This is a genomic window from Janthinobacterium sp. SUN137 (assembly GCF_030587265.1).
GTDB lineage: Bacteria > Pseudomonadota > Gammaproteobacteria > Burkholderiales > Burkholderiaceae_D > Janthinobacterium > Janthinobacterium kumbetense.
Genome location: NZ_JAPWHZ010000001.1, coordinates 778,860 through 801,903, shown reverse-complemented (window position 1 = coordinate 801,903; position 23,044 = coordinate 778,860). Strand labels below are relative to the sequence as shown.

The 23,044-nt window shown below is 64.6% G+C and carries 20 protein-coding genes; 9 read left to right on the top strand and 11 right to left on the bottom strand.

What is annotated here, in order from left to right; all coding sequences use genetic code 11:
- Nucleotide 1: 1 nt before the first annotated feature.
- The gene (locus tag O3298_RS03705; RefSeq protein ID WP_289903884.1) at nt 2-1,300 is read right to left on the bottom strand and encodes a HAMP domain-containing sensor histidine kinase; all 1,299 of its coding nucleotides are present in this window, start codon (nt 1,298-1,300) and stop codon (nt 2-4) included.
- Nucleotides 1,301-1,452: 152 nt separating this feature from the next.
- Between O3298_RS03705 and cqsA the strand changes: the two genes are divergently transcribed.
- Nucleotides 1,453-2,700, top strand: a complete 1,248-nt coding sequence (gene cqsA, locus O3298_RS03700) for an alpha-hydroxyketone-type quorum-sensing autoinducer synthase (RefSeq protein WP_305058543.1) — start codon at nt 1,453-1,455, stop codon at nt 2,698-2,700.
- A gap of 5 nt (nt 2,701-2,705) precedes the next feature.
- Here cqsA and O3298_RS03695 read toward each other — a convergent pair whose 3' ends face one another.
- The 3 genes from O3298_RS03695 to O3298_RS03685 are packed head-to-tail and all read right to left on the bottom strand — an operon-like array spanning nt 2,706 to nt 4,841.
- The gene (locus tag O3298_RS03695; protein ID WP_099668394.1) at nt 2,706-3,155 is read right to left on the bottom strand and encodes a MarR family winged helix-turn-helix transcriptional regulator; all 450 of its coding nucleotides are present in this window, start codon (nt 3,153-3,155) and stop codon (nt 2,706-2,708) included.
- A gap of 57 nt (nt 3,156-3,212) precedes the next feature.
- A complete protein-coding gene (locus O3298_RS03690) occupies nt 3,213-3,560 on the bottom strand; it encodes a GIY-YIG nuclease family protein (RefSeq protein ID WP_305058542.1) in 348 nt (115 codons plus the stop codon).
- A 3-nt stretch (nt 3,561-3,563) separates the two neighbouring features.
- Entirely contained in the window at nt 3,564-4,841 is a 1,278-nt protein-coding gene (locus O3298_RS03685; protein WP_305058541.1) for an MFS transporter, read from the bottom strand.
- Nucleotides 4,842-4,973: 132 nt separating this feature from the next.
- On the opposite strand from O3298_RS03685, the gene O3298_RS03680 reads away from it, so the two are divergent.
- Nucleotides 4,974-5,369, top strand: a complete 396-nt coding sequence (locus O3298_RS03680; protein WP_034785429.1) for a group II truncated hemoglobin — start codon at nt 4,974-4,976, stop codon at nt 5,367-5,369.
- Nucleotides 5,370-5,374: 5 nt separating this feature from the next.
- The gene (rmuC, locus tag O3298_RS03675) at nt 5,375-6,760 is read left to right on the top strand and encodes a DNA recombination protein RmuC (RefSeq protein ID WP_289898665.1); all 1,386 of its coding nucleotides are present in this window, start codon (nt 5,375-5,377) and stop codon (nt 6,758-6,760) included.
- Nucleotides 6,761-6,772: 12 nt separating this feature from the next.
- On the opposite strand, the gene O3298_RS03670 is transcribed toward rmuC, so the two are convergent.
- The 6 genes from O3298_RS03670 to O3298_RS03645 all read right to left on the bottom strand — a co-directional run bounded on the left by O3298_RS03670 (nt 6,773) and on the right by O3298_RS03645 (nt 16,351).
- Nucleotides 6,773-7,672, bottom strand: coding sequence for an MHFG family PEP-CTERM protein (locus O3298_RS03670; protein WP_305058540.1), 900 nt, complete (start codon nt 7,670-7,672; stop codon nt 6,773-6,775).
- Between the two features lie 288 nt (nt 7,673-7,960).
- A complete protein-coding gene (locus tag O3298_RS03665) occupies nt 7,961-8,743 on the bottom strand; it encodes a hypothetical protein (RefSeq protein ID WP_305058539.1) in 783 nt (260 codons plus the stop codon).
- The gene (gene glp / locus O3298_RS03660; RefSeq protein ID WP_305058538.1) at nt 8,740-10,617 is read right to left on the bottom strand and encodes a gephyrin-like molybdotransferase Glp; all 1,878 of its coding nucleotides are present in this window, start codon (nt 10,615-10,617) and stop codon (nt 8,740-8,742) included. Before glp ends, O3298_RS03665 begins: the two co-directional genes overlap by 4 nt.
- Nucleotides 10,618-10,679: 62 nt before the next feature.
- Complete coding sequence (gene moaA / locus O3298_RS03655) at nt 10,680-11,801, bottom strand: GTP 3',8-cyclase MoaA (protein WP_305058537.1); 1,122 nt, start codon at nt 11,799-11,801, stop codon at nt 10,680-10,682.
- A 29-nt stretch (nt 11,802-11,830) separates the two neighbouring features.
- Nucleotides 11,831-13,168, bottom strand: a complete 1,338-nt coding sequence (gene chrA, locus O3298_RS03650) for a chromate efflux transporter (RefSeq protein ID WP_305058536.1) — start codon at nt 13,166-13,168, stop codon at nt 11,831-11,833.
- Nucleotides 13,169-13,255: 87 nt separating this feature from the next.
- Nucleotides 13,256-16,351 (bottom strand): Rne/Rng family ribonuclease, encoded by a 3,096-nt coding sequence (locus O3298_RS03645; protein ID WP_305058535.1) that lies wholly within the window; start codon nt 16,349-16,351, stop codon nt 13,256-13,258.
- 686 nt (nt 16,352-17,037) lie between these two features.
- Here O3298_RS03645 and O3298_RS03640 point away from each other — a divergent pair.
- The 4 genes from O3298_RS03640 (at nt 17,038) to O3298_RS03625 (ending at nt 20,195) form a co-directional block, all read left to right on the top strand.
- A complete protein-coding gene (locus O3298_RS03640) occupies nt 17,038-18,033 on the top strand; it encodes an RluA family pseudouridine synthase (protein ID WP_077407877.1) in 996 nt (331 codons plus the stop codon).
- A gap of 87 nt (nt 18,034-18,120) precedes the next feature.
- A complete protein-coding gene (locus tag O3298_RS03635; protein WP_035821424.1) occupies nt 18,121-18,780 on the top strand; it encodes an HAD-IIIA family hydrolase in 660 nt (219 codons plus the stop codon).
- The gene (locus O3298_RS03630) at nt 18,777-19,154 is read left to right on the top strand and encodes a Rieske 2Fe-2S domain-containing protein (RefSeq protein ID WP_099666844.1); all 378 of its coding nucleotides are present in this window, start codon (nt 18,777-18,779) and stop codon (nt 19,152-19,154) included. Before O3298_RS03635 ends, O3298_RS03630 begins: the two co-directional genes overlap by 4 nt.
- A gap of 39 nt (nt 19,155-19,193) precedes the next feature.
- Complete coding sequence (locus tag O3298_RS03625; RefSeq protein WP_099666845.1) at nt 19,194-20,195, top strand: S49 family peptidase; 1,002 nt, start codon at nt 19,194-19,196, stop codon at nt 20,193-20,195.
- A gap of 374 nt (nt 20,196-20,569) precedes the next feature.
- On the opposite strand, the gene O3298_RS03620 is transcribed toward O3298_RS03625, so the two are convergent.
- Nucleotides 20,570-20,947 (bottom strand): hypothetical protein, encoded by a 378-nt coding sequence (locus O3298_RS03620; protein WP_305058534.1) that lies wholly within the window; start codon nt 20,945-20,947, stop codon nt 20,570-20,572.
- A gap of 256 nt (nt 20,948-21,203) precedes the next feature.
- Between O3298_RS03620 and O3298_RS03615 the strand changes: the two genes are divergently transcribed.
- Both O3298_RS03615 and O3298_RS03610 read left to right on the top strand, forming a co-directional pair.
- Nucleotides 21,204-21,914: a pseudouridine synthase gene (locus tag O3298_RS03615; protein ID WP_034754110.1), complete on the top strand. Its 711-nt coding sequence runs from the start codon at nt 21,204-21,206 to the stop codon at nt 21,912-21,914.
- 87 nt (nt 21,915-22,001) lie between these two features.
- Nucleotides 22,002-23,000 (top strand): fumarylacetoacetate hydrolase family protein, encoded by a 999-nt coding sequence (locus tag O3298_RS03610; protein WP_305058533.1) that lies wholly within the window; start codon nt 22,002-22,004, stop codon nt 22,998-23,000.
- Nucleotides 23,001-23,044 lie beyond the last annotated feature (44 nt).

The following is a 23,044-nucleotide window of genomic DNA, read 5'->3' as shown; positions in this document are numbered from 1 at the left end:
ATCACCTTGCGGGGGAAGAGGGTTGTAAGCGGGCAGGCAGGGGCTGGGGAAATTCCAGGATGAAAATCGCATACGCATGCTCGCGCGACACGCAGCGGATGCGCGCCTGCCAGGCCGTGATGATCTGCCGGCACAGGGCCAGGCCGATGCCGCTGCCGTTATGCACGGGATACGAATAAAAACGCTCGAAGATCAGCGGCAGGCGGTTCTTCGCGATGCCGCAGCCCGTGTCGATGAACAGCAGCCTGGGCACGGGGCGGGCGCCGTCGATGATGATGCGCACGCGGCCCTTGCCGGCCCGCTGGATGGCTTTCAGCGCGTTTCTCAGCAGGTTCAGCAGGATCACCACGCACAGTTCGTCCTGGCCGGCGAACTGGAAGTCGGCGCGCACGTCCACCTTGACGCGGCTGCGCTGGCTGTTGCCGGTGAATGGGTAGCGCTTCAGCACGGAGTTCACCATCGCCAGCATCGACAGCGCCTGGCTGGGCTGCAGGTTGCGGTTCACGGCGCTGGCGCTCATCAGGAACAAATCGATCATGTGCTGCATGTGGCGCACTTCGAACTGGATGCGCGACAGGGCTTCCTGCAGCGGCGGCAAGTCGTGCGTCTGGCCGGCCAGCTGCGGCAGCAGCCGGCGCATGCCCCGCACATTGGCTTCCACGCTGGTCAGCGGCGTGCGCAGCTCGTGCGCCACGGAACCGAGCCCGGCGGACAGGCCGGCCAGCCGCTCCAGCTCCAGCACCTTGCTGCCCACTTTCACCACGGACAGCGCGGCTATGGTGAACCAGTGCACGGGCAGTTGCTGCAGCACTTCACGCTGCAGCAGGAAGTCGCCTTCTCCCTGCAGGATGACGGCGAGGCAGGCGGTGCTGGTGCCGATCAGGTAGGCGCGGCAAGCCAGCTTCGTTTCGAAATGAAACAGCACGACCAGGCCGATCAGCAGCGATTCGCTCCAGATGGACGACGCGTGGTTCATCAGAAACATGAAGGTAAAGAAGAACGGCAGGATGTAGCTGAGCGCGAACAGCAGGTAACGCGACAGCCAGCGGGCCGAGAAGTGGCGCGCAAACAGGCCGACCGCGCAGATGCCCACGCCCGTCAGGCGCAAGGTCAGGTTTTCATAGGCTTGCGGAAAAAAGTAATTCCACAGCAGGTAGTACAGCGGCATCGCCACCGTGCCCACGGCGGCCAGCATGGCAACCCTGCCGGCCAGGTTTTCATGGGGCATGCGTTCATGCAGCAGCGAATGGAGCAGGCGCCTGCGCCAGTGTGTCCATCGTCCTTGCAATTGCTGCGTCATGACTCTGCCTTGATTCTCTTCAGAACATTATCATCGCGTAAATTTTCCTGGTTGAACGGTTATCTCATCGGACATTGATATACGTCAATGGATGGGTTCGCGAGACGGTCAAGGCTTTAAGCCGCAGCAAACCTTTCCCTAGGAGAAAACTCATGACCATCGCTACCAGCTTGCACGCCCCATCCTTCGTCCGCGCAGAACACTGCTTGCCAGACTACATCGTGCGGCGCATGGATGCGCACCACGTCACGCGCATCGAAAAGCTGCTGGGCGGCCAGCATCCCCATGCCTGGCAACCGACACCCGCCCATGCCATTTTCCTGGCTGGCAATGACTACCTGTCCATCGCCGCCGAGCCGGCGCTGGTGGCGGCCCAGGTGGCGTCCCTGCAGGCGAATGCGGGCGGCATGCTGATGTCGGCCGTGTACTTGCAGGAGGGCAGCGAACAACACCGGCTGGAAAGCCGGCTGGCCCGCTTCATGGGCAGCGAGGACGGCATCCTGGCGCAGTCCGGCATGGCGGCCAACGTCGGGCTGATCCAGTGCATCGCCAGCCCCGGCATTCCCGTCTACCTCGACATGCAGGCCCACGCCTCGCTGTGGGAAGGCGTGCTGTCGGCGCAGGCCCAGGCCGTGCCCTTCCTGCACAACGACATGACGCACTTGCGGCGGCAGGTGGAAAAGCATGGCCGCGGCGTGATCGTCGTCGACGCTCTGTACAGCACCAACGGCAGCCTGGCGCCGCTGCTGGAATTGCTCGACATCGCCGAGCGCAGCGACTGCGTGGTGGTGGTCGACGAGTCGCACTCGCTGGGCACGCATGGCCCGCAGGGCGCGGGCCTGGTGGAGGCGTGGGGACTGGGCCACCGCGTGCATTTCCGCACGGCGTCGCTGGCCAAGGCCTTCGCGGGCCGGGCCGGTTTCATCAGCTGTTCCAGCCGCTTCAAGGGCTATTTTTTGTCCGAATCGCGGCCCGCCATCTTCAGTTCCTGTTTGCTGGCGCACGAGCTGGCGTGGCTGGGCGCGGCGCTCGATTTCATCATGGCCGCCGATGGACGGCGCGCCACCCTGCAACGCCATACGCTGCAGGTGCGCGAAGGCTTGCGCGAACTGGGCTACAACGTCAGCGATGGCACGGAGCAGATCGTGGCGCTGGAAGCGGGCGGCGAACCGGCCACCCTGGTCCTGCGCCAGGCGCTGGAGCGGCAAGGCATTTACGGCGCCATGTTTTGCGCCCCGGCAACGGCGAAGAACCGCGCCCTCGTGCGCCTGACCCTCAATGCGGGGCTCGACGGGGCGGCCATCGAGCGGGTGCTGGCGGGCTGCGCCGCCATCCGCGCCGAAGCGGGCGTGGAACACTGGCCGTCGACGCGGCGCCTGCGCAGGCTGGCGCTCGTGTAGCGTCGTCAGCCGGCCAGCCGGCCCAGGAGGGCTGAAAGCGCTCCCAGCTGCTCTGCCGGCGCATCCTGCAGCAATTCGCGCCCCACCGCCTGCGCGGTGGCGCTCGCATGTCCCAGCAATTCCTGGCCGGCGGCAGTCAGCACGGCATAGCCGACGCGGGCGTCGCGCGCATCGGCCTGGCGTGCCACCAGGCCAATCTTTTCCAGTGGCATCAAGGAGCGCGTGACGCCGGAGGCCGTCAACGCCAGGCGCTCGGCCAGGTCGATGCGGCGCAGGCGCGCACCGGGCGCGCGCTGCAGCTGGTACAGCAATTGATAGTCGCTGAAGCTCAGGCCATGCAAATTGCCCAGGGCGCTGTCGAAGCGGCGCACGATGAGCGCCTGGGCGCGCGCCAGGCGCAGGCAAAAGTCCAGCGCGCCATCGGCGTCCGGCGACGGGAGAGTGTGATCGTTCATGGCGTCCATTTTATCCGTTGCGAAATGCTTGAGTACGCAAGTGTAAAGCAATGCCGCTCAATACAGCGGCTGGCCTTGCTCCAGCCACTGTGCGCGGTGCAGTTCCAGCAGGGCGCCCAGTTCGGCGTCCGCATCGAAGGCGGGGTCGTCGGGCAGCTTGAGCGTATCGATGACGGCGCAGGAAAAGGCCGTCGCGCCGTCGCGCCGCCAGTCCGCCTGCAGCAGGGCGTTGCGGTGCTTGCCCAGGTTCAGCTCGAAGCGGTGCCGGTTCAGCATGCCGGGCGCGTTGCGGCTGCTGTCGAGCAAGGTGCGCCCGCTGGGCAAGTGCCGCAAGGCGATGATGCCCAGCGGCGGCGGCTGTTGCCGGTAGTGCGCTTTCAATGTTGCCTGTCGTGTCTTGTCCATGTTTTACTTCTCCGATATCGTTTGCTTGATCGTTTCCGGTCCTGCGATGCGCGGGATGGCGGTAAATAATGCGGCCGCCACGGCGGCTGCCAGCAGCAGGGCGCCGCCGCCGCAGAACAGCTCCCCAACGCTCAGGTGGCGCAGCAGCGCGCCCGTGGCCGCCGCCGACAGCGGCGCCAGTCCCAGGAAGATGCCCATGAACAGGGCCATCGCCCGTCCCAGCATGGCGGGCGCCACGCGCCGCTGTATCCACGTAAAGATGGCCACCTGCAAGTAGCCGCCCAGCAACCCTGTCACGGCCAGCAGGGCCGCGCCTTGCCAGGCCGAGCTGATTTGTCCCAGCGCCATCAGCAGCAGGCCGACGACCGCGTCGACGAGCAGCAGGGTGGCGCCGAAGTGGCGGCGCAGCCAGGCGCCGCCCAGGCTGGACGCCAGCATGCCGGCCAGGGTGCCGGCGCCATGCGCGCCCATCAGCAAACCCAGCGCGGAGGCGCCCTGCAGGCGCTCGCTGGCCAGCACGGGCAAGGCCACTTGCAGCGGCCCCATGACGAAGAACGCCACCACCGCCCAGTACGCATAGCAGCTGCGCAAGGGAAGGTCGCGCCACACCATAGCCAGGCCCGCCGCCATGTCGCGCCACATGCCCTGCGCCGCCGCCGCGGCCAGTGGCCGCAGGCTCACTTGCCGCAAGGTCCACGCGGAGAACAGGAACGTCAGCGCATCGATGGCAAAGGCGGCGGCCAGCGCCGTCATGGAGGTGTGCTGCGCGCCATCGTGGGCGCCGAGCACGAGCGCCGCCAGCAGGGGGCCGGCCAGCAGGGACAGCTGGCGCGCGCCCATTTGCAAGCCATTGGCGTTCTGCAGCGATTGCGGCGGCACGGCTTGCGGCAGGATGGCCGTGCCGGCGGGAATGCCGAAGGCGGCCGCGATGCCCAGCGCCAGCGCGGCCGCATACGCGAGCGTCACACTGGCCTGGTCCAGCAGCAGCAACCCCGCCAGCGCCAGCAGGATGGCGGCATTTGCGTATTTGCTCAGCAACATCACGCGCCGGGGCGAATAGCGGTCGGCGATGGTGCCGCCCAGCAAAATCAGCACGGCGCGCGGGGCGCCCATCAGGGCCACGGCGATGCCCAGGCTGAGGCTATCGCCCGTCAGGCTCAGCACCAGCCAGGGCAGGGCCAGCATGCTGAACTGGTCGCCCAGCATGGAGACGAGGCCGCCGCCCAGCAGCCAGCGGAAGTTGGTATTGCGTAGCAAAGGAGGTTCTGCGGTGGTGGGCATGGTTGACCTGTCCGTGTTTAAAGATTGCATAGTAGTTGATAAAAGCTTGAGTAGTCAAGTATATTGCTTTTTATGCCGGCAGCGGCAACTGGCGCCGCATGGGCCGCCGGCGCTTGCGCTATCATGGCGGCCATGACTGATACCACTGCCCCCACCCTGTACGAAACCATCGGCGGCGCCCCCGTGCTGCGCGAAATGGTCGACCGTTTTTATGACTTGATGGAACTCGAAGCCGAGTTCGCCGGCATCCGCGTCATGCATCCGCCTTCGACGGACGGTTCGCGCGACAAGCTGTATTTCTTCCTGACGGGCTGGATGGGCGGACCGGACTTGTATATCGAGAAATTCGGCCACCCGCGCCTGCGCGCGCGCCACTTGCCCTACGCCATCGGCACCAGCGAGCGCGACCAGTGGCTGCGTGCCATGGCGTGGGCCATGGAAGATACGGGCATCGAAGAATCCTTGCGCGTGCGCCTGATGGAATCGTTCTATCAGACGGCCGACTGGATGCGCAACAAACCTGACTGACACCCATGAGCCCAATCGAGTTTTACAGCCTGCTGGGCGCCGCCATCGTCGCCATCGTCCTGTTGCTATTGATCTTGCTGCGCCCCCGCGGCGCGGCCGGCGATGGCGCCACCACCCTGGCCCTGGTGCAACAGCATCAGCAGCAAAGCCTGGAACGCATCGACCGGGTCGAGCGCGAAGTGCGGCTGCAGCTGCAGGCGTCGGCACAGGCGACGCGGCAAGACCTGGCCACCAGCCTGGCGCAATTCCAGGCGGCGACCCTGCAGCAGCTCGACAGCCTGCGCACGCAGATGCAGGCGCAGGGAAAAGTCGGGCGCGAGGAACAGGCGCAAAGCCTGGCGCGCTTTGCCGACAGCACGAACCAGACCCTGGCGCAGCTGACGGAGTCGAATGCGCAGCGCATGCTGGAAGTGCGCGCCACCCTGGAAAGCAAGATCCGCGATTTGCAGGCCGACAATGGCGCGCGCCTGGAAGAGATGCGCAAGACGGTCGATGAAAAGCTGCACGCGACGCTGGAAACGCGCCTGACGGCCTCGTTCCAGCAAGTGTCGGAGCGGCTGGAAAAAGTCCACCAGGGCCTTGGCGAGATGCAGCAGCTGGCGCTGGGCGTGGGCGACCTGAAGCGGGTGCTCACCAACGTCAAGACGCGGGGAACGTGGGGCGAAGTGCAGCTGGAAATGCTGCTGGAGCAGGTACTCACTGTCGACCAGTACGCGAAGAACGTGGAAACCTTGCCGGGCAGCGGCGCGCGCGTGGAATTCGCCCTGAAACTGCCGGGCCTTTCCGATGGTGGGCCGCCCGTGTGGATGCCGATCGATGCGAAGTTCCCCAAGGAACAGTACGAGCGCCTGGTCGAAGCGGCCGAGCGGGCCGATGCCGACGGCGTGGCCCTGGCCGGACGCGAGCTGGAACGGGCCGTGCGGGGAGAAGCGAAAACCATCGCGGACAAATACCTGGCGCCGCCGCTGACCACCGACTTTGCCATCCTCTTCCTGCCCACGGAAGGCTTGTATGCGGAAGTGTTGCGCCGCCCGGGCCTGGCCGATGAATTGCAGCGCGTGCACCGGGTCAGCATCGCGGGGCCATCCACGTTGACGGCCTTGCTCAACAGCCTGCAAATGGGTTTCCGCACTCTGGCGCTGGAAAAGCGCTCGTCGGAAGTGTGGCAAGTGCTGGGCGCCGTGAAGACGGAATTCGGCAAGTTTGGCGACGTGCTGTCGCAGACCCGCCTGACCCTGGAAAAGGCGGCGAAGAATATCGAAAGCGCGGAAGTGCGCAGCCGGCAAATGGCGCGCAAATTGAAATCCGTGGAAGCCTTGCCGGGCGAGGCGGCCGCCTTGCTGCTGGGTAAGGCGGACGCGGGGCTGTCCGCCGAAGCGGACGGCGAATAGCGCCGCCGTCGTTCAGGCCGCCGCCGCAGGCCGGCGGCGCAGCGTGGCGCAGACCAGCAGCGCGAGTCCCGCCAGCAGCATGGCCCACGTTTGCGGTTCCGGCACGGCGGGCAGGACGGACAGACCGGTGGGCGGCAGCGAAGGCAGTATGACGGTGGGGTTGAACGGCTCGACGATGATGCTGCTGCCGCGCGGTGGCTGGCCACCGCCTATGCCCGACGGCAACATCGTGTCGCGGCTGCCGCGCACGAAATCGAAGCCCGGCAGGGGCAGGCCGGCCACCACGGCCGGCGGCGCCGCGCCCGTGAGCGAGCCGCCATGCGCGGCGACGGGATGCTCGATGACGGGCACGCCCGTTGCCGCCGGCGCGGCCGCTGCCGGCGTTGCACCGCCCGGTGCGGCGCCAACGGGGGCCGCGCCAGCGCCGCGCGGCGCGGCCGCCGCCTGCGTGATGCGGCTGACATTGCGGCACACGGTGGGCACGAGGATGCAGGCGCCCTGCACGCAGTACACGAGTCCCCTTTCCTGCATCTGCTCGCTCCAGCCTGCACGCGTGACATTGCGGCAAACGCGGCCCGGGCCGAAATGCATGTCGCTGATGCGCGCATCGTAATTGCCCTTGCCGCGGATGGCGTCGCGGCTGATCACGACGATTTCATCATACTGGCGCGCGCGCATGCGCGCCTTCAATTGCTCGCGCACCTGCGGCGCGATGTCCGGGTACCTGTCCACGGCGGCCACGACGTCGCCCATGAACGGGTCGGCGCCGGGGCGGTTCCAGCTGCAGTTGTCCAGTACGTCGGCCCGAGGGGCCCCTTTTGCGTAGGCGGGCGGCGGCGCGAGGGTCAATAGGCCAAGCAGGCAAGCCGCTCCCAGCATGCTGGCGCCCGCGCTCCAAGAGCGGTGTCTCATTATTAGTTTCCTCGTGAAAACAATATCAAAATTGAACTTTTCGTATAAGTTCGGATGTTATCATCGAAGAAACTTCAATATCAACAAATAAATAAAATAATTACAATTAGTGTTGTGTTTGTTGATATGTTATTTAAAGAAATAATTAACATTTTTATCTCAATAGCCGAGCAGTTTCCGGGAAGAAAATTGATTGCGAAGGGGCAATGCAAACGGCCCGCGCAAGGCGGGCCGTTCGGGAGGGGAAGCTTGGGGATGCGCCGCCGGCGGCGGCGCGGCAAGGGATGCTTAGATGCGGCCCGGGCAGGCTTGCGTATCGAAGGCGGGATAGCCGATGGCGGGCAGCTTGTGCAGCCAGGTGCGCATCAAGGTGCGCGCGCCTTGCGCATCGTACTGCCGCCCTTGCTGCAAGTCGGCGGCGAGCGTGTCCAGTTCCGCGCAGATCGATTGCTTGCCGGCCTGGGCCGCCAGCAGGGAGGCCAGCAGTTCCGGCAGTACGGACGCCGCCGGCGCCGCCTGGCGCGTGGCGCGGTAGTGCTGCCAGTAGCGCCCGGCGGCATCGCCATCAAAGCTGGGGACGAAACCGAACGTGGCGTCATCGCGGTGCAAGCGGTACACGGTGGGAAAGTAATGCGGGCCCGTCAGTTCGCCAGGGAAGCGGTCGCGCCGCAGGACGTCGATGGCCAGCGATCCGTCGCGCTCCACGCGCACGGGACTGGGCGCATCGTACTGGTCCACGCTCACCATGGCGGGCGAGGTGCCTTGCATGAAAATGATCTTTTGCGTGTAATGGCGCCCGCCCAGGTGGCCGCACAGGGCGACGAAGCGGTCGTCGAGGGCGGTGACGGCCGCAACGGCGCCGCAGCCGGGCCGCAAGGGCGTGTTTTCCTGCCACACGAGCGCCTGGTCGCTGGTGCGCACGAGGCGGATGCGGCCCACGGGGTAGCCGCGCGAGTCACCGCGTGCATCCTCGATGCGTTCGTCGAAGCGCACCGTGTAGCCATTGCTGTGCACTTCGCCGGCGTATGCCGTCATGCCCTGCAGCAGGGCCAGTGCCAGTGCCAGTTTCATACCAATCCCTGGAACAGCACGATATCGACCAGGTCGCCTGCGGCCACGTGGCCTTGCGCTTCGTGCAGCACGATCATGCAATTGGCTTGCGTCATCGAGCGCAGGATGCCCGAGCCTTGCGCGCCCGTCACGCGCACGTGCTGGCGCCCGTCCGCGCCGCGCTCGACGATGCCGCGCTGGTATTCCGTGCGGCCCCGTTTCTTGCGGATCGCCGCTTGCGCCGCCACTTGCAGCAGCGGCAGGGCGGACGTGTCCGCGTCGGCGCCCATCAGGCGCAGCAGGGTGGGGCGGGCGAGGAAATAAAACGCCGCCATCACGGCGACCGGGTTGCCGGGCAGACCCAGCAGCAAGGCCGATTCGCCCTCGCTGGCAATCCGCCCGAAGGCCATGGGGCGGCCCGGGCGCATGTTGATTTGCCAGAAGGCCACGTCACCGAGGCGCGCGAGGATGTCGCGCGTAAAATCGGCCGCGCCGCTGGACACGCCGCCCGAGGTGATGATGACGTCGGCCGTGGCGCAGGCGCCGCGCAGGGCCGCTTCCAGCGCTTGCGGATTGTCCTTGACGATGCCCATGTCGAGCACTTCGCAGCCGAGGCGCGTCAGCATGCCCAGCAGGGTGTAGCGGTTGCTGTCGTAGATGCAGCCCGCGTCGAGCGGCTCGCCGATCGAGCGCAATTCGTCGCCGGTGGAAAAGAAGGCCACGCGCAGGCGGCGGCGCACGGGCACCGTGGCGATGCCCAGCGAGGCCAGCAAGCCCAGCTCGGCCGGCCCGAGTATCTTGCCTTGCAGCAGGGCCGGCTTGTCCTGCATCAAGTCTTCGCCCTTGAAGCGGCGGTTGTCGCCGGCGCGGATGCAGTCCGGTGCCACGGTAATGCTGGCGTCGCCCGCTTGCAGCACCAGTTCCTGCGGCACCACGCTGTCGCAGCCGTCGGGCATGACGGCGCCCGTCATGATGCGCGCGCATTGGCCGCGTCCGATTTTGACGGTGCCGGGACGCCCGGCCAGGATGGTGTCGACCACGGCCAGGGTCACGGGGGTGTCGCCGCCGAGGTCGGCGCCAAGGTCAGCTCCGTAAAGCGCATAGCCATCCATGGCGGAATTGTCGTGCGCGGGCACGCTGATGGGCGAGATGATGTCGGCCGCCAGGATGCGTTCGAACGCTTGCGGCAGCGGCAGTTCCTCGATGTCGGCCACGGGCGTGACCGTGTCGGCCAGGATGGCTTGCGCCATCGGCACGGACAGGCCCTGCGCCTGCAGGGCGGCCAGCTCGTCCGGCGTATTGATGTTGCCGAATGCACTATTGTTTTCGAAGAGTACTTCGGCCAGTTTCAAGGGGCCGTGCCAGGTGCGCATGCGGCGTTCGCCGCCGCGCAGATAGGCGTCGAGCTGGGGCAGGGCGGATGTTTTTACCAGGCAAAAGACGGGGTGGGGGCGGCGCACGGCCGCTCCCGTCGTCGCATCGATTTCCTCGGTGACGGCGATGGCCAGGTCGGCATTGTCTTGCGTCAAACCGGCGGCCAGGCGCGCCGCCAGGTCGGGCGGCAGCAGGGGTGAGTCGCACGGCACGGTGAGCAGATAGGGCGTGCCGGCGTGCTGCATGCCGCTGTGCAAGCCGGCCAGCGGACCCAGCTGGCCTGGCAGCACGTCGGGCCACACGGGCAGGCCGAAGCGCGCGTAGTCGCCCGCATCCGCGTAGTCGCCCGCATCCGCGTGGACGCTGAGGGCCAGCTGGCCCACTTGCGGCGCCAGGCGCTGGGCCACGTGGCGCGCCAGGGGCTGGCCATGCAGGGGCAGCATGCCCTTGTCGCGCTGGCCCATGCGCGTGCCGAGGCCGCCGGCCAGGATCAGGCCGGTAATGTCGTGTTTGTTGATCATGTCAGGTAGGAAAATTGGCGCATGCGCCATGGTAGCAGCGGCGGGCGCGTGCTGCGCCCGATTCAGCCGCCGATGTACGACATTTCCACTTTCTTTTTACCGTGCTCAAGCGTGGCGCCCGTCAAATCCGTCTGGCTGGTGCGCAATTGCGAATAGCGGTCGCCGCGGCCGCGCCACAGTTGCGCCACGGCCGAGGAGATTTCCGCATCGCTGCGGCCGCCGCGCAGCAGGCTGCGCAAGTCGTGGCCGCTGCTGGCGAACAGGCACGTGTACAGCTTGCCCTCGGTCGAGAGGCGGGCGCGGCTGCACTCGCCGCAGAACGCTTGCGTGACGCTGGAAATGAGGCCGATTTCGCCGCTGCCATCGGCATAGCGCCAGCGCGCCGCCGTCTCGCCCGCGTAGTTCGGATCGATGGGCTGCAAGGGCATGTGCGCGGCGATGCGCCGCACCACTTCCGCTGAAGGGATGACCTCCTGCAAGTTCCAGCCGTTCGAGGCGCCCACGTCCATGTATTCGATGAAGCGCAGGATGTAGGGCGTGCCCTTGAAGTGGCGCGCCATGGGCACGATTTCCTGCTCGTTCATGCCGGCCTTGACGACCATGTTGATCTTGATGGGCCCCAGGCCCGCCGCGTGCGCCGCATCGATGCCGTGCAGCACGTCGGCCACGGCGAAATCGACGTCGTTCATGCGCTTGAAGGTAGCGTCGTCGAGCGAGTCGAGCGACACGGTGACCCGGTTCAGGCCCGCATCCTTGAGTGCCTGCGCTTTTCTTGCCAGCAAGGAACCATTGGTCGTCAGGGTCAGGTCCAGCGGCTGGCCCGACGGCGTGCGCAGTTCGGCCAGCATGGCGATGAGCTTTTCGATATTCTTGCGCAGCAGCGGCTCGCCGCCCGTCAGGCGGATCTTTTCCACCCCGTGCGCGACGAACAGGCGCGCGACGCGCGTGATTTCCTCGAACGACAGCAAATCCGTGTGCGGAAGGTAGACGTGGTTCTTGTCGAATACGTCCTTGGGCATGCAATACACGCAGCGGAAATTGCAGCGGTCGGTAATCGAGATGCGCAGGTCGTGCAGGGGCCGGCCCAGGCTGTCGGCCACGTTGCCGCTGGGGCTATCCAGCTGCGCGGGAATCGCCAAAGCCCCATTGCGGGCTTCGGCGAGGTAGATAATCTTGTCAGCCATGAAAGGTGATACCACTTACGTTGAGTCGTTCAAGGCAGATACGATAGCACGAGGCCGAAGATGGCACAGGCGAGCAGCAATTTGATGGTGCCAACCTGAAACTTGATCAGCGCCACGCCGGCCGCCAGCGCGATGGCGATCGCCAGCCAGTCCCAGTGCGGCAGCGGGTTTTCTTGCCAGAAGACATGGCGGCCAAAGAATAGGGCCAGGCTGGCGATGACGCCCACCACGGCCGCCGAGATGGCCGTCAGGGGCGCGCTCAGGCGCAGATTGCCGCGCGACGCTTCCACCAGCGGCGCGCCGGCCAGGATGAAGATGAACGAGGGCAGGAAGGTGAACCAGCTGGCGACGAGCGCGCCGCACACGCCCGCCAGCCACAGGTGTTCTCCCGTCACGGCATGGCTCCAGCCGCCGACAAAACCGATGAAGGCGACGATCATGATCAGGGGGCCGGGCGTCGTTTCGCCCAGCGCCAGGCCATCTATCATTTGCGCGCTGGTAATCCAATGGTAGTGCTCGGCGGCGCCTTGCACCAGGTAGGGCAGCACGGCATACGCGCCGCCGAACGTCAGCAGGGCCGCCTTGCTGAAAAACACGCCCATCTGCGCCAGCGGCTGGTCCGCGCCGCCCGCCAGCGCCAGGCCCAGCCAGGCGAGGAAGGCCAGGACCAGGCCCACGGCGGCCGTGCCAAGCAGGCGCGGCCAGCTGAAGCGCGCGTGTTCCGGCGTGGGCGTGTCGTCATCGATCAGGGCGGCGCCGTAGCGGGCCGCGCCGCCATGCGAGGCGGCGCCGGCATGGAAGTGGGCCGGCAGCCAGCGGCCGCCCGCCATGCCCAGCAGGGCGGCGGCGAGCACGATCAGCGGAAATGGCAGCTGTAGCGCGGCGATGGTGACAAATGCACCGGCCGCGATGGCGATCAGGCCGGGGCTGCGCAAGGTGCGCCGGCCCAGGCGCCAGGCGGCCGCCAGCACGATGGCGACGACGGCCGGCTTGACGCCGTACAGGATGCCGGCGATGGCGGCCACGTGGCCATACGCCATGTACAGCCAGGACAGGACGATCAGCAGCAGCAGCGAAGGCAGCAAAAACAGCAGGCCCGCCACCAGGGCGCCGCGCGTGCGGTGCATCAGCCAGCCGATGTAGATGGCCAGCTGGGTCGCTTCCGGCCCCGGCAGCAGCATGCAGTAATTCAGGGCGTGCAGGAAGCGCTGCTCGGAAATCCAGCGCCGCTTTTCCACCAGTTCCGCATGCATCATGGCGATTTGCCCGGCCGGACCGCCAAAGCTGACGCAACCGAGCTTGAGCCAGTACCAGAAGGCGCTGCGCAGGCTGACGGGGGCGGGAAGTTGGTTGGCGTTCTCGTGCATGGCGGCTGGCTGGCAAAGTTGGGGACGTAAAAAAGGGGAAGCCTGAGCTTCCCCTTCATCATCGGCGGCTGGGCGAACCCCGCACGCTTATGGACGTTGTGTGTTGACCTGGATCAACGGCTCATCCGATTGCGGCGGCAATGGCTTGCGTTCGCGCGGCTTGCGTACCGGAGCGACTGCCTTGGCGGCCGCTTCCTGCGCCAGGCGCAGTTTTTCCGGATCGGTGGCAGCCAGGGTCAGGCCGGCCGAACCGAGCACTGCGCTCAAGTCCAGCGGCGCGGCCACTGGCGCGGCAGGTGCCGGGGCAGGCGCGGCGACAGGTGCCGGCGCTGGAGCAGGAGCAACTTCGGCAACCACCGGCGCGGCTTCCGCCACGACAGGCGCCGCTTCGGCTACCGGCGCTTCTTCCACCACGACGACCGTTTCCACGACAGCAACTGCTTCCACGACTGGCGCCGCTTCGACGATGACTTCCGCTGGAGCAGGGGCTGGTGCGGCTTGCGCTTTCTCGGCGAAGCTGTACTCGGCAACCGGCGCCGGTTCGGCAGCGGCTGGTTCAGCTTGCGCTGCAGCAACGACGGCTTCGACAGGGGCTGCCGGCACGATCACTTCCGCAACGGGTGCAGCTTCCGCGGCAGGAGCGGCTTCTTCGACCTTGGCGATGTCCACGACCTTGGCCACTTCCACCACTTCAGCCACGACGGCTGGCGCGGCTTCGGCGGCAGCTTCCACTGGCGCGGCAGCGACAGCGGCTTCTGGCGCCGGAGCAACCGTAAAGCTGATCACTGGCGCATCCTGGCCTTCGTTCTCGCCATTTGCCGATTCGATCAGCTCGCCCGTTTCGCGGTCGCGGCGGTTGCGGTTGCGGCCGCCACGACGACGACGGCGGCGCGGTTCTTCGCCTTCCACGTCGTTTTCCGTCTCTTCGCCTTCAGGACCGGCATTCGCCGGTGCTTTCAGCAGGTTGGCCGGTGCGGTGTCGGATTCAGGGCCGTTGGACGGCACGACGACGTTCACTGCGCTGGCGGTGGCGCCAACCAGTGCCAGCTCTTCAGCTTTCACTTCAGCAACAACAGCCTTGTCGGCGCGTGGTTCGCGGCCTTCGCGTGGCTGGCGTGGCGGACGTTCGGCACGTTCCGGACGCTCGGCGCGCTCCGGGCGTTCCGCGCGTTCAGGACGTTCGCCCCGTTCGCGTGGCGCTGCCGTTGCATCGCCGCCTTCGCGTGCTTCACGCGGTTCGCGTGGCGGACGCGGCGGGCGTGGCGGACGGGCCGCTTTTTCCAGTGCTTCCGCTTCTTTCGCGGCATCGTCCTGGGCTGGACGGCCTTGGCCAGGTTCGCGCTCTTCGCGGCCAGGCTTGCCATTGCGGCCACGGCCACGCGGGCCACGGCTGTTGCGGTCGCCGCGGTCGGCGCCGGCCGGCTTGGCTGGTGCGACTGGGGCGGGTGCCGGTGCCACCGGTGCCGGGGCGCCGGTGAAGAAGCTGATGATCTTGGCGATCAGGCCTTGCGGCGCGGCAGGCGCGGCCACGGGAGCCGGTTTCGCTTCGACGGGCTTGCGCTCGACCAGCGGTGCCGGCTGGTCAGGGGTGATCGTCTTGACGACGGCTTCCTGGCGCGGCTTGGCTTCTTCCTTCTGGCGCTTGCTGTAAGCCATGTCGGTTTCAGCGCTTTCGGCCAGGTTGTAGCTGGCCTGGCTATCTTCCAGACGCGGATCGTCGTGCTTGATGCGTTCCAGCTTGTAGTGCGGCGTTTCCAGATGCTTGTTCGGGATCAGGATCACGGCGATGCGGTGGCGGTTTTCGATCTTCAGCACTTCGCCGCGTTTTTCGTTCAGCAGGAAGGCGCCCACGTCCACGGGCACTTGCACGTGGATGGTGGCCGAGTTTTCCTTCATCGCCTCTTCCTGGATGATGCGCAGCACCTGCAGGGCGGACGATTCCGTATCGCGGATGTGGCCGGTGCCGGAGCAGCGCGGGCACGTCACGTGCGAGCCTTCGGACAGCGAAGGGCGCAAGCGCTGGCGCGACAGTTCCATCAGGCCGAAGCGGGAAATCTTGCCCATTTGTACACGGGCACGGTCATGGTGCAGCGCATCTTTCAGGCGCTGTTCCACTTCGCGCTGATTCTTTGCCACTTCCATGTCGATGAAGTCGATGACGATCAGGCCGCCCAAGTCGCGCAAGCGCAGCTGGCGGGCCACTTCTTCGGCCGCTTCGCAGTTGGTGTTGAAGGCGGTCGTCTCGATGTCCGAGCCGCGCGTGGCGCGGGCCGAGTTGACGTCGACGGAGACCAGCGCTTCCGTATGGTCGATCACGATGGCGCCGCCCGATGGCAGCGGCACGGTGCGGCTGTACGCCGTTTCGATCTGGTGTTCGATCTGGAAGCGCGAGAACAGCGGCACGTCGTCGCTGTAGCGTTTTACGCGGTGCACCATGTCGGGCATCACGTGGCTCATGAACTGGTGCGCCTGGTCGTAGATCTCGTCGGTGTCGATCAGGATCTCGCCGATGTCGGGCTGGAAGTAGTCGCGGATGGCGCGGATGACGAGCGACGATTCCTGGTAGATCAGGAAAGCGCCGTTGGCCGACTTGCCGGCGCCTTCGATGGCGCGCCACAGTTGCATCAGGTAATTCAAGTCCCACTGCAGTTCATCGACGTTGCGGCCGATGCCGGCGGTGCGGGCAATGACGGACATGCCGGCTGGCAAGTCCAGTTTATCCATGGTTTCGCGCAATTCCTGGCGCTCTTCACCTTCCACGCGGCGCGATACGCCACCGCCACGCGGGTTGTTCGGCATCAATACCAGGTAACGGCCGGCCAGCGAGACGAACGAGGTCAGGGCGGCGCCCTTGTTGCCGCGCTCTTCCTTTTCCACCTGGACCATGATTTCCTGGCCTTCGCGCAGCGCTTCCTTGACGGAGGCGTTACGCACGTCCACGCCTTCGCGGAAGTACGTGCGGGCAACTTCCTTGAAGGGCAGGAAGCCGTGGCGGTCTTCGCCATAGCTGACGAAGCACGCTTCGAGCGATGGCTCGATGCGCGTGATCACGCCCTTGTAGATGTTGGATTTGCGCTGTTCGCGCCCGGCTGTCTCGATATCGATGTCGATCAGTTTTTGTCCGTCGACAATCGCTACGCGCAGTTCTTCTTGCTGCGTGGCATTAAACAACATGCGTTTCATTTTTATAACTCCGCGACCCGTAGGCCATCTCAAAGCCGCTTCCGGGGAAGCGGCGAAGTACAGGGATATATGCGAGAACGGGAGTGCTGGCGGGGGAAATGCCTAGGCGTGCGGAGCAACAACGCGTACGAGGTATACGTTACGGCCGCAACAGGCGCGGTGAGGTCGATCGTCATGCCGAGTGCACAGGACACCTGCAACTCATCTGAAGCAGCCCGGATGTCGGGGGCAGAGAATGCAAGTGGTCAGCAAATTCAGAGCCAAATCGTAAGCCGGCTCATTACAGGGATCGCGATGGCGAGGCTTGGCCTCAGCCTATTCATCGACAACCCTCAGTATTGTGGCCGCATACGGGGTTTGGCGAAAACGGCAAGCGTTATCAACTTCATCAACCCGCGAGCCCGACTCGATAAGTCGCGCTAACGGGTACTTATCCTTATAATCCAATACACTCACTTCAGCATCTCCACGCGTTATCCGATTACAACTACGGTGCAACCTTGATTCGCGCAGGGATGGTGCATATACATTTTTTTCCACCGAATTTGCAATTTGGCGAGGCCGGTGGAGACGCCCCTGTGTAAAATGTGCTTTTATTCTTACACTCGCAGCAGCCAGGGCCGCAGCAAAAACAATTATATATTCAAAATGAAGGACTTAGAGAGATTTCTGGGAAGACATAGTAAATGAAGAGTCAAAATGATGTTGTTCCCCCTTCAACACCCCCGGTTCAGCCGCAAGCCCAATTCGTAACGATCGCCGAGGAAGAAGCAGGCCAGCGCATCGACAACTACTTATTAAGAGTGTGCAAGGGAGTGCCTAAAAGCCACATCTACCGGATCTTGCGATCGGGAGAAGTGCGGGTTAATAAAGGCCGTATCGATCAGCTGTACCGTCTCGCCGCCGGCGACGTGGTGCGCATTCCACCCGTGCGCGTGGCCGAAAAGGCCGCCACGGGCGCGCCGGCCGCCGAATTCAAGATCATCTTCGAAGATGCGCAGCTGCTCGTCATCGACAAGCCGGCCGGCGTGGCCGTGCATGGCGGCTCGGGCGTGTCGTTCGGCGTGATCGAGCAATTGCGCGCTTCGCGCCCCGACGCCAAGTTTTTGGAGCTGGTGCACCGCCTGGACCGCGACACGTCCGGCTTGTTGTTGCTGGCAAAGAAACGTTCCGCGTTGACGAATCTGCATGAACAGATGCGCGACGGCGTCACGGACAAGCGTTACCTGGTGCTGGTGGCCGGCGACTGGAAGAATGCGCGCCAGCATATCAAGTTGCCCTTGCACAAATATACGACGGCCGAAGGCGAGCGCCGGGTGGCCGTGCAGGCCGACGGCCTGGCGTCGCACACGGTGTTTTCACTGTTGCATAAATATCACAACTTCGCCTTGCTGGAAGCGGAATTGAAGACGGGACGCACGCACCAGATCCGCGTGCACCTGTCTTCGTCCGGTTTCCCCATCGCCGGCGACGATAAATATGGCGACTTTGCCCTCAACCGTGCCCTGTTGAAAGCCGACAGCACGCGCGGCGCCCTGAAACGCATGTTCCTGCACGCGCACCAGATCACGTTCACGCATCCGGAAACGGGCAAGACGATGACCTTGAACGCGCCGCTGGCTGCCGAATGCGAGCGTTTCTTGGTAAGCTTGGGCAAACCATTGGCCGTTGCCGCACGCTAAATATCCACCGTGCGCGCGACACTACCCACAAGGTAGTCGTCGCCAGCATTCATTCTCAAGGAGCCGGCGGCTATGCCGTCGGGAAACATGGCAAGAAAGCAATTTGATCTGATCGTCTTCGATTGGGACGGTACCCTGATAGACAGTACCTCGACCATCGTCAAGTGCATCCAGGCGTCGGCCAAAGACCTGGGCTTGCCAATTCCCACCGAGTTGCTCGCTTCGCACGTGATCGGCCTGGGCTTGCAGGAAGCCATGCAGCTGGTGATGCCCGACGTGGAGCCGAAATACCATGCGCGCATGGCGGAACGCTACCGTTATCACTATCTGTCGCGCGACCATGAGCTGGCTTTGTTTCCTGGCGTCTACGAGATGCTGCAGGAACTGTCGCAGCAAGCGTATTTCCTCGCCGTCGCCACGGGCAAGAGCCGCGTCGGCCTGAACCGCTCCTTGAATGCCGTCAAGCTGCTGTCCCTGTTCGATGCGACGCGTTGCGCCGATGAAACCTTTTCCAAGCCCCATCCAGCCATGCTGCAGGAGCTGACGCGGGAACTGGGGCAGGATATGCGCCGCACCGTGATGATCGGCGACACCAGTCATGATTTGTTGATGGCAAGCAATGCAGGCGCGGCCGGTATTGCCGTAGAGTATGGAGCGCATCCGGTGGCACAGTTGCAAGCTTGCAATCCCCTGTATTCGGCCGCCACGGTGGCCGAGCTGCATCAATGGCTGAGCGAGCACGCATGATGAACGATGTTGTCGACGTTTTCATCTGTGCCGCCGACGCCGTGGCCGATGGCGGCAAGGGCGTGCGCTTTCCCGTCTCGGCCGGCGGTGAAACCACCACGGGCTTTGTCGTGCGCCATGGCGGCAAGGCGTATGGCTACCTGAACCGCTGCGCCCACGTGCCGATCGAGCTGGACTGGGCGGAAGGCGAGTTTTTCGAGTCCAGCGGCTTGTACCTGATGTGTTCGACGCATGGCGCCATCTATGTGCCGGAAAGCGGCTACTGTGCGGGCGGTCCCTGCAAGGGCGGGCGCTTGCGCCCGATCGCCGTGGCCGAACGCGATGGCCAGCTGTACTGGCAACCCGACGAGTATGTCCAGCCGCTGCCGGCCTGAGGCCGGGGCAGGCCTTCTGTAATTTACGCAAAGTGAACCATGAGCGATAACACGAATGACAAGCTGGACAGTAGCGCGCCAGCCGCCGGCCACGGCGCCCCTGCGGGACACTGGGAGCGCGAAGTGCTGGAAAAGCTGGTATTTGCCACTTTGCAAGAGCAACGCGCGCACCGCCGCTGGAGCATCTTTTTCAAGGTCTTCGGCTTGCTGATCGTGCTGTTCGCCCTGTGGGTGTTTTATGACTACAACACGGCCGACGACAGCGAAACCCTGGGCCGCCACACGGCCCTGATCGACATCAGCGGCGCCATCGAGTCCGAAGGCAGCGGCTCGGCCGCCGTCGTCATCCCCGCGCTGGACAAGGCGTTTTCCGATGCCGGTTCCGTGGCCGTGGTGCTGCATATTAATAGTCCGGGCGGCAGTCCCGTGCAGGCCGGCATGATCGTCGACGAGATGCAACGCCTGCGCAAGGGCTATCCGGACAAGCCTTTATATGTGGTGGTCGATGAAATGTGCGCCTCGGGCGGCTATTACATCGCCGCCGCCGCCGACCGCATCTACGTCAACAAGGCCAGCGTGGTCGGTTCCATCGGCGTGCTGATGGATGGCTTCGGCTTTACGGGCGTGATGGAAAAGGTGGGCGTCGAGCGCCGCCTGCTGACGGCGGGCGAGAACAAGGGCTTCATGGACCCGTTCAGCCCCCTGACGGAAAAACACAAGGCGTATGCGCAAGGCATGCTCAATGAAATCCACCAGCAATTCATCGACGTGGTGCGCGCGGGACGGGGCAAGCGCCTGAAGGAAACGGCCGATACCTTTTCCGGCTTGTACTGGACGGGCGCGAAAGCCGTGGAAATGGGCCTGGCCGACGATTTCGGCACGGTCGACAGCGTGGCGCGCGACGTCGTCAAGGCGGAAGACATCGTCGACTACACGCAGCATGAAGGCTTGCCGGAACGGGTGCTCAAAAAGTTTGGCGCCGCCATGGGTGCGGGCGCCATGAAGGCGGCCGTGCAGCAGTCGCAACCGGCGTTGCGCTGAGGATATCACTCTTGGCAGGCAGGCAAGCCAGTCGAGAATGATTTTCAATAAGGTGGTAAATTGGCTTGAAAATAGGGCTGCTTGGGCTATAGTGAAAGCGTAGTTCTTTTCAAGGAGGGGCGATATATCAACTATGTTGTCAGTACTAACTTGATTGGCAGGTCTTGGAACTACTCGCCGCATCGCAGATGTGGTTTTGAGTGAATTTACATTCCTCACTAAAGTCCCGATGGGGCTTGGGAACGGCGGCGCAATGCCGCCGTTTCCTTTTGTGCGTCGTTCATGCTCGATGGTCCGGTGTCGCTGGATGGGGTTGGGCGTGCTGGCAAGGCAGGCATGCGAGGGCGTGGCATGGCTGGTCGGATGGGCCGCGCTCAGACGGCGCAGCCGTTGCAGTGCAGGGGCAGGGGAGCGGCGCTGGTTTCCCTGGCTGCTGTTGCACCGGCGTCAACGTTGCTGCCGATGTCGGACGGCATGTCCGCCATGACGGGCGCGGTCGCGTTGTCGGCCTGCGCATCCGCGTGCGCAAAACCGCCCAGTTCCAGCCAGCACATGAAATGACATTGCGCCTCGGCATGCCAGCGCGTCTGGCTTGCCGGCGATGGCGGCGCGTCCGCATCCTGCGGCGCAGGGGCGGTGCTCCAGCGCGCCACGCCGAGTCTGACCTTGTGCATGGCCGCCTGTTCTGCGGCGATGCGCAGGCGCATGTCGGCGATGTTGCCTTGTAAGGCGATGGTATCGGTATGCTCCATACGATGTCCTTGTCAGTCGTTGCCTAGTTATTATTCCTAAACCTCGTTAGGCGGATTCCTAACGAAGTTTCAGTCTATCAACGCGATATTCCGAGCGCTTGATATTTCTCAAAGGAATCAACCATTTCTCGCCAAATCTCACCTTGTTCTTTTTGGTATTTCTGCGTGCACCATGGTTTCGTGCCGCCTGGGCCGCCGCGCGGACGCCAGGCGCCGCCGCTTCACGCTGCCAGCCGCTTCTGGTAAAGTCACGCCCATGAGTAAATTATCCCTAGACCGCATCCTGCAATCGCAGGGTTTTGGCACCCGTAAATATTGTCGTTCCCTCATCGAGGATGGCGATGTCGTCATCGATGGCGTCACCCAGACCAATTACCGCACCACCGTCGAGACCGAAGGCCTGGTGCTGCACGTGTTCGAAGAAGAGTGGGTGTATCGCGCGCACCTGTACCTGGCGCTGAACAAGCCCGCCAACTTCGAATGCTCGCGCAAGCCCAGCCATCATCCTGGCGTGCTGACCCTGCTGCCGGAACAATTCACCTGGCGCGAAGTCCAGCCCGTCGGCCGGCTCGACCACGATACGACCGGCATGCTGCTGATGTCCGACGATGGCCCGTTTATCCATGCACAATCGTCGCCGAAGCGCCACGTTCCGAAGATTTACCAGGCCACCACGCAAGAGCCCGTGACGGATGAGCTGGTGGCCCTGCTGCTGGCCGGCGTGCAATTGCACGACGAGCCGGCCCCGCTGGCGGCCCTCGTCTGCGTCAAGCGCGGCGAGCACCAGCTGGAAATCGTGCTGGAACAGGGCAAGTACCACCAGGTCAAGCGCATGCTGGCCGCCGCCGGCAACCATTGCAGCGCGCTGCACCGTTCCGCCATCGGCAGCCTGACCCTGGAATCGCTGGGCATCGCCGAAGGCGAGTGGTGCTACCTCACGCCCGAGCAGATCGCGCTCCTGGCCTAGCCCCTTCCTGACCGCCAAAGCCGGGGATATCCCGGCTTTTTGGCGTCTTTAGTCTCCATTGCCTGCATTTGACGAAGTTTCCCGCACATGAAATTAGCTACCCTGAAGGATGGCACGCGCGACGGCCAGCTGGCTGTCGTCTCGCGCGACCTGAAAACGGCCCATCTGGCCGATGGCATCGCCTCGACCCTGCAAAAGGCGCTCGACGACTGGAGTTTCATCGCGCCCCAGCTCGATTTGCTGTACCAGACCATCAATAGCGGCCGCGGCCATCGCGCCTTCGAATTCGATCCCGCCAACTGCATGGCGCCCTTGCCGCGCAGCAGCTTGCGCGTGGCCGGCGCAGCCTACCTGCAGCAGATCGAGCGGGCCTGCAAGGCGGCGGGCAGCGAGGCGCCCGCCAATCTGCGCGATGCGCCGCGCCTGTACCAGGGCGCCAGCGACGATTTCCTGGGCGCCCAGGACGAGATCGTGCTGGCGCATGAGCAGTGGGGCATCGACTACGAGGCGGGCATCGCCGCCATCACGGACGACGTGGCCATGGGGTCGACACCCGACCAGGCGCACCTGAACATCAAGCTGTTGATGCTGGTCAACGACATCACCCTGCGCAACCTGGCGCCGGACGAGCAGGCGAGTGGTTATGGTTTCCTGCAGGCGAAACCCGCCATGGCGTGCTCCCCTGTCGCCATCACGCCCGACGAGCTGGGTGACGCCTGGCGCGGCGGCAAGGTGCATTACGCGCTGCGCTGCAGCCTGAACGGCAAGTTGACGGGCCAGCCCCACGCGGGCGCCGACATGGCGTTCAATTACCCGCAATTGCTCGCCCACCTGTGCCAGACGCGCAACGCGCGCGCCGGCAGCGTGGTCAGCGCGGGCGGGGTCGCCAACAAGGAAGTCAAGAAGGGATTTTCCAGTATTTTTGAGCGACGTAACCAGGAGATGATCGCCGATGGCGTCGCCGGCACGCCGTATTTGCTGTTCGGCGACGTGCTTCGCCTGGAAATGCTGGGCGATGACGGCAAGTCCCTGTTTGGCGCGATTGAACAGACGGTGAAACAGGCTGAAGCGCGCAAGTCCCGCTAAGGTTACTGGGGAGCAAAGGAAAAGCAGGGGATTCGCCCTCCTTT

Bases quoted from the DNA above. Each gene is read 5' to 3' on its own strand.
- O3298_RS03620 (WP_305058534.1), bottom strand. From the start codon at position 20,947: ATGGAGCATACCGATACCATCGCCTTACAAGGCAACATCGCCGACATG.
- O3298_RS03640 (WP_077407877.1), top strand. From the start codon at position 17,038: ATGAAGAGTCAAAATGATGTTGTTCCCCCTTCAACACCCCCGGTTCAG.
- O3298_RS03690 (WP_305058542.1), bottom strand. From the start codon at position 3,560: ATGGACAAGACACGACAGGCAACATTGAAAGCGCACTACCGGCAACAG.
- O3298_RS03680 (WP_034785429.1), top strand. From the start codon at position 4,974: ATGACTGATACCACTGCCCCCACCCTGTACGAAACCATCGGCGGCGCC.
- O3298_RS03685 (WP_305058541.1), bottom strand. From the start codon at position 4,841: ATGCCCACCACCGCAGAACCTCCTTTGCTACGCAATACCAACTTCCGC.
- O3298_RS03610 (WP_305058533.1), top strand. From the start codon at position 22,002: ATGAAATTAGCTACCCTGAAGGATGGCACGCGCGACGGCCAGCTGGCT.
- moaA (WP_305058537.1), bottom strand. From the start codon at position 11,801: ATGGCTGACAAGATTATCTACCTCGCCGAAGCCCGCAATGGGGCTTTG.
- O3298_RS03630 (WP_099666844.1), top strand. From the start codon at position 18,777: ATGATGAACGATGTTGTCGACGTTTTCATCTGTGCCGCCGACGCCGTG.
- O3298_RS03635 (WP_035821424.1), top strand. From the start codon at position 18,121: ATGGCAAGAAAGCAATTTGATCTGATCGTCTTCGATTGGGACGGTACC.
- O3298_RS03615 (WP_034754110.1), top strand. From the start codon at position 21,204: ATGAGTAAATTATCCCTAGACCGCATCCTGCAATCGCAGGGTTTTGGC.
- cqsA (WP_305058543.1), top strand. From the start codon at position 1,453: ATGACCATCGCTACCAGCTTGCACGCCCCATCCTTCGTCCGCGCAGAA.
- O3298_RS03670 (WP_305058540.1), bottom strand. From the start codon at position 7,672: ATGAGACACCGCTCTTGGAGCGCGGGCGCCAGCATGCTGGGAGCGGCT.
- O3298_RS03695 (WP_099668394.1), bottom strand. From the start codon at position 3,155: ATGAACGATCACACTCTCCCGTCGCCGGACGCCGATGGCGCGCTGGAC.
- rmuC (WP_289898665.1), top strand. From the start codon at position 5,375: ATGAGCCCAATCGAGTTTTACAGCCTGCTGGGCGCCGCCATCGTCGCC.
- O3298_RS03625 (WP_099666845.1), top strand. From the start codon at position 19,194: ATGAGCGATAACACGAATGACAAGCTGGACAGTAGCGCGCCAGCCGCC.
- O3298_RS03665 (WP_305058539.1), bottom strand. From the start codon at position 8,743: ATGAAACTGGCACTGGCACTGGCCCTGCTGCAGGGCATGACGGCATAC.
- O3298_RS03645 (WP_305058535.1), bottom strand. From the start codon at position 16,351: ATGAAACGCATGTTGTTTAATGCCACGCAGCAAGAAGAACTGCGCGTA.
- chrA (WP_305058536.1), bottom strand. From the start codon at position 13,168: ATGCACGAGAACGCCAACCAACTTCCCGCCCCCGTCAGCCTGCGCAGC.
- O3298_RS03705 (WP_289903884.1), bottom strand. From the start codon at position 1,300: ATGACGCAGCAATTGCAAGGACGATGGACACACTGGCGCAGGCGCCTG.
- glp (WP_305058538.1), bottom strand. From the start codon at position 10,617: ATGATCAACAAACACGACATTACCGGCCTGATCCTGGCCGGCGGCCTC.